Genomic DNA, 4,017 nt, shown 5'->3' with positions numbered 1-4,017 from the left:
TGGGTCAGCGTATGGGCCTTGCCCCACTGCCATTGGCCCGGGTCATCGCCGAGGGTGGCCTTGAGGTGTGCGAGGCTGTTGTCCCAGGCGAGCTTGACGGTGTCGGCGCGCTTGCCGTTCCACCAGGGTGAGTCCGGGGTTGCGGCCAGGCGTGGCAACGCGGCGTCGATCACCCGCGTGCTGAGCAGCGTCTTGAACATGCCGTCGCCCAGTTTCGGGTGGAAGGTCGCGTCGGCAAGGTTGAACAGGAACTGGTTGAACAGCGTGGCGCTGGTGGAGTCCAGCGGGTAATCGCCTTTCCAGGCCGCCAGTTGTTCCACCAGTTGCAATTGCGCCGGGTCCTTGACCACCTCGCGCAGCACCGGCAACAGCGGCGCCAACAGGCGCGGGGCGAAGGCGGTGGTGGTGCCCAGTTGCAGGGCCTGGCTGTTGTTCACCTCCCACTTCACGCTTTTGTCGCTCAACTGCGCATTCAACTGCTGGCCGCGGTCGGCCAGGTTGTAATAGCCGGGGATTTCCATGCCGCTGGGCGACACCGGCTGCGCATTGGCCGATACCACATAGCCACGCGCCGGGTTTTCTTCCTGGGGGTTGGCGCTGAACGGGTAGAAGCCCAGCTTGTCGGCCTGGGCCGTGCTGCCGTCGAGGATAAACCCGGGGTTGACGCCCGCCGGACGGATCGGCAACTGCGCCGCCGCCCACCAGCCTATATCGCCCTTGGCATTCGCCCACACGATGTTCAGGCCCGGTGCCGAGACCTTGGCTGCTGCGGCGCGGGCCTTGGCCAGGGTGTCGGCGCGGTTGAGCTGGTAGAAACCTTCGAGGATCGGGTTCTGGGTGTCGAGGAACGCCCACCACATGGCGATCGGCGTCTTGCCGGCGTTCTCGCCGAGCACGTCATTGATGATCGGGCCATGGGGCGACTGGCGCAGGGTCAAGGTGACCGGTGCCTGGCCCTTGACCGCGATCTGTTGCTCGCTGCTGCTCATGTCGACCCATTGGCCGTGGTACCAGACCTGGTTAGGGTTTTGCGGATTGACCTTCTCGGCGATCAGGTCGAGGTCGTCGTTCTGGAACATGGTCAGGCTCCAGCCGAAATCCAGGTTGTGCCCCAGGAACGCCACCGGCACCAGCGCGTTGTGATAGCCATACAGTTCAAAGCCCGGCGCCGACAGCTGCGCCTCGTACCACACCGACGGCACCGAGAAGCGGATATGCGGGTCACCCGCCAGCAACGGCTTGCCGCTCTGGGTGCGGCTGCCGCTGACGGCCCAGGCGTTGCTGCCCTCGAACTGCGGCAAGCCGTTATCGGCCAGGGCCTGTTCGCTCAGGGCTGCAATGGCGCCGAGGCGTTGCCAGTCGCTGGCGGCCAGGTTGAGCGCGCCCTTGGGTTGCCAGGCGAGGTCGAACACGTTCAGGTAGTCGCTGCCCAACTGGTCGCGTACATACGTGAGCAATGGCTCGGTACGAAACGCCGCAGCAAAGCTGTAGGCCATATACCCGGCGACGCTGATGGTGTCCTCTGCGGTGAACGGCCGCTTCGGGATGCCCAGCACGTCGAACTCCATCGGGCTGGCGTGGGTGTCCTGATACTGGTTGATTCCGTCCAGATAGGCTTGCAGGGCCTTCCAGTGCGCCGACTCATGGTCCAGCTGCGCGACATAAGTGGCGGACCGTTCGCGAATGCGCAGGCTGCGGAACAGTTTGTCGGTCTCCAGCAGCTTTGGGCCGAGCACTTCGGCCAATTCGCCGCGAGCCAGGCGCCGCATGATTTCCATCTGGAACAACCGGTCCTGGGCATGCACGTAGCCCAGGGCGCGGTACAGGTCGGTCTCGTTCTCGGCGCGGATATGCGGCACGCCACGGTCGTCGTAGCGCACCGTGACCGAACCTTGCAGGTTCGCCAGCGTCACTGCGCCCTGGCGGGTGGGTTGCTTGCTGTAGACGTACCAGCCGGCGCCGACGGCAACCAGCGCCAGCAGCACCGCGAGAACCTGCAAGACGCGCTTCATGAACATTCCTTACCAAGAGTGGGGCGGCGGGCTACGAACCGGTTGGCCACGAACAATAGCAGCCCACCGCCAGGGTGTGAGTGGCGTTCACCGCGCGTCCCGCTTCAAGGGCTTTGAGGATCGGCTCGATAAAGCTGTTGTTGGCGTTGCACGTCAGCCCTTCGCTGTAGGGCCCGAAATACGCAAGCTTGCCTGTGCGGTCCCAGATCGCCACGGCCGGGGTCGCCGGTATTTGATCGGCGCCGGGCAGGCTGCTGAGGATTTTCATCTGGCGCAGGTTGTCGGGCAGTTGGCCGTGGCTGCCGGGCTTTTGCAGGGCGTAGAACTCAACGCCCTGGGGCGCGTAGTGCTCGATCAACTCGCCCAGGTGTTGCTGGTTGCCGACGTTGCACGGGCAGGCCGGGTCCCAGAAATGCACGAGACGGATCGGGCCGGGGCCGGCGAGGTCGTCGGGCAGGCGCAGGGCGTCGCCGGAAAACACCGCCGTGTGTTCGTTGAAGGTGCGCAGGTAGCGGCCCTGGAACCAGTCATACGCGGCCCATAACACGCCGGCGCAGAGCAGCAGCACCAGGCTGGCGAACAGGGTGGTGCGGTAGGGTTGTCGCATTCAGATCAATCCTCGAAGGACGCGTAGCTTGCCATGCTTGCCCCGACAGATGAATATCGCAGCTCGATATTCCTCTGCGCAGCGCGTGAAGCCCCCAAGTCTGGAACCTCTTATGCCCGTTACCTTTGACCCCGATCATCTGCGCGACAGCTTGCGGCCCCTGGTGGATGCGCAGCCGCTCAGCGCCGAGGCGCGGGTCTACCAGCGTTTCTACGGGCTGGACCTTAGCGCGCGCAAGGTGCCGGCGGTGAGCCGCCTTGGCCGTTTCGGGGTCGATGGGTTCGAGGTGGTCGCCCAGGTGTGGTGGCCGCCCGTGCCGGTGGCGACGATGTTTATGTTCCACGGGTTCTACGACCATATGGGGCTGTATCGCCACGTGGTCGACTGGGCGCTGGACCAGGGGTTTGTGGTGATCGCCTGCGATCTTCCGGGGCATGGTTTGTCCAGCGGCGCGCGGGCCAGCATCGATGATTTTGCGGTCTACCAGGACGTGGTGCAGGCGCTGTTCGCCCAGGCCGAATTGCTGCACCTGCCCCGGCCCTGGCACCTGTTCGGGCAAAGTACCGGCGGCGCGGTGGTGGTGGATCACTTGCTCAACCATGGCGTCGACAGCCCGGCCCAGGGTAAGACTTTTCTGCTTTCACCCTTGGTGCGCCCGCGTGGGTGGGGCTGGTCGCAGGTCAGCTATTACCTGCTGCGGCCGTTCGTCAAAGGCATCGCCCGGCGGTTCAGCGAAAACACCAATGACCCGGCCTTCAAGCCGTTCCTCGAAGCCGACCCCTTGCAGCCGCGCCAACTGCCGACCGCCTGGGTGGGGGCACTGGCGCGCTGGATCAAGCAAATCGAAGCTGCTCCGCGCAGCCCGCGGCGCCCGCTGATTGTGCAGGGCGAAGAGGATATGACGGTGGATTGGCAGCACAACCTGAAGATGCTGCGGGGCAAGTTCGATCAGCCTGAGGTGTTGATGCTCAAGCGTGGCCGGCATCATCTGGCCAATGAGATCCCCGAGATTCGCAATGAGTACTTCAAGTACCTCACCGACCACCTGAAATAACGCAGTCCAAATGTGGGAGGGGGCAAGCCCCCTCCCACATTTTGTTACTGCGCCAGGCTTGAGGTGCTTTGGCCGACCGCCAGCCCTGCGCGAACGGCGGCAAGCGCCGCCTGGTAATACGCCTTACCCTCTGGCGACTCGGCAAACGTAGCGAATTCTTCCAGCTCCGGGTCGGACAAATCCCGATAGACGTACAGCAACGTGTTGTTCAGGTCATTGCCGATCTGTTGCATCAGCCGCTCGCGTTGCCCATCCAACATGCCCTGAGCCTGGCCGCCGCCCAACAGGCCGGGGATCATCTGGCTCAAGCTGTCGGCCGCCACGCCGGCGATCGCCAGGCTGAC

At 64.4% G+C, this 4,017-nt stretch carries 3 protein-coding genes and 1 pseudogene; 1 reads left to right on the top strand and 3 read right to left on the bottom strand.

Translation table 11 applies throughout. The annotated features are described in order from the left end of the window. Both L9Z73_RS26675 and L9Z73_RS26670 read right to left on the bottom strand, forming a co-directional pair. Positions 1–2,012, bottom strand: a 2,012-nt coding sequence (locus tag L9Z73_RS26675) for a penicillin acylase family protein (RefSeq protein WP_247407551.1), incomplete at its 3' end; no start/stop codon positions are given. Positions 2,013–2,043: 31 nt separating this feature from the next. Then, positions 2,044–2,619 (bottom strand): DUF6436 domain-containing protein, encoded by a 576-nt coding sequence (locus L9Z73_RS26670; protein ID WP_247407550.1) that lies wholly within the window; start codon positions 2,617–2,619, stop codon positions 2,044–2,046. A 112-nt stretch (positions 2,620–2,731) separates the two neighbouring features. Here L9Z73_RS26670 and L9Z73_RS26665 point away from each other — a divergent pair, with 112 nt between their 5' ends. Beyond that, on the top strand, positions 2,732–3,673 hold the full coding sequence (locus tag L9Z73_RS26665) for an alpha/beta hydrolase (protein ID WP_247407549.1): 942 nt from the start codon (positions 2,732–2,734) through the stop codon (positions 3,671–3,673). A 44-nt stretch (positions 3,674–3,717) separates the two neighbouring features. Here L9Z73_RS26665 and L9Z73_RS26660 read toward each other — a convergent pair. After that, positions 3,718–4,017: pseudogene (locus L9Z73_RS26660) on the bottom strand (hypothetical protein); the annotation flags it as partial.

It is taken from the genome of Pseudomonas emilianonis, assembly GCF_023072625.1.
GTDB lineage: Bacteria > Pseudomonadota > Gammaproteobacteria > Pseudomonadales > Pseudomonadaceae > Aquipseudomonas > Aquipseudomonas paraveronii.
Note: the sequence above shows the minus strand (reverse complement) of the source record. Positions and strands in the feature narration are given on the sequence as shown.

What these genes read in the sequence shown, in the direction of transcription:
- L9Z73_RS26670 (WP_247407550.1), bottom strand. Translation starts at nt 2,619, where the DNA reads ATGCGACAACCCTACCGCACCACCCTGTTCGCCAGCCTGGTGCTGCTG.
- L9Z73_RS26665 (WP_247407549.1), top strand. Translation starts at nt 2,732, where the DNA reads ATGCCCGTTACCTTTGACCCCGATCATCTGCGCGACAGCTTGCGGCCC.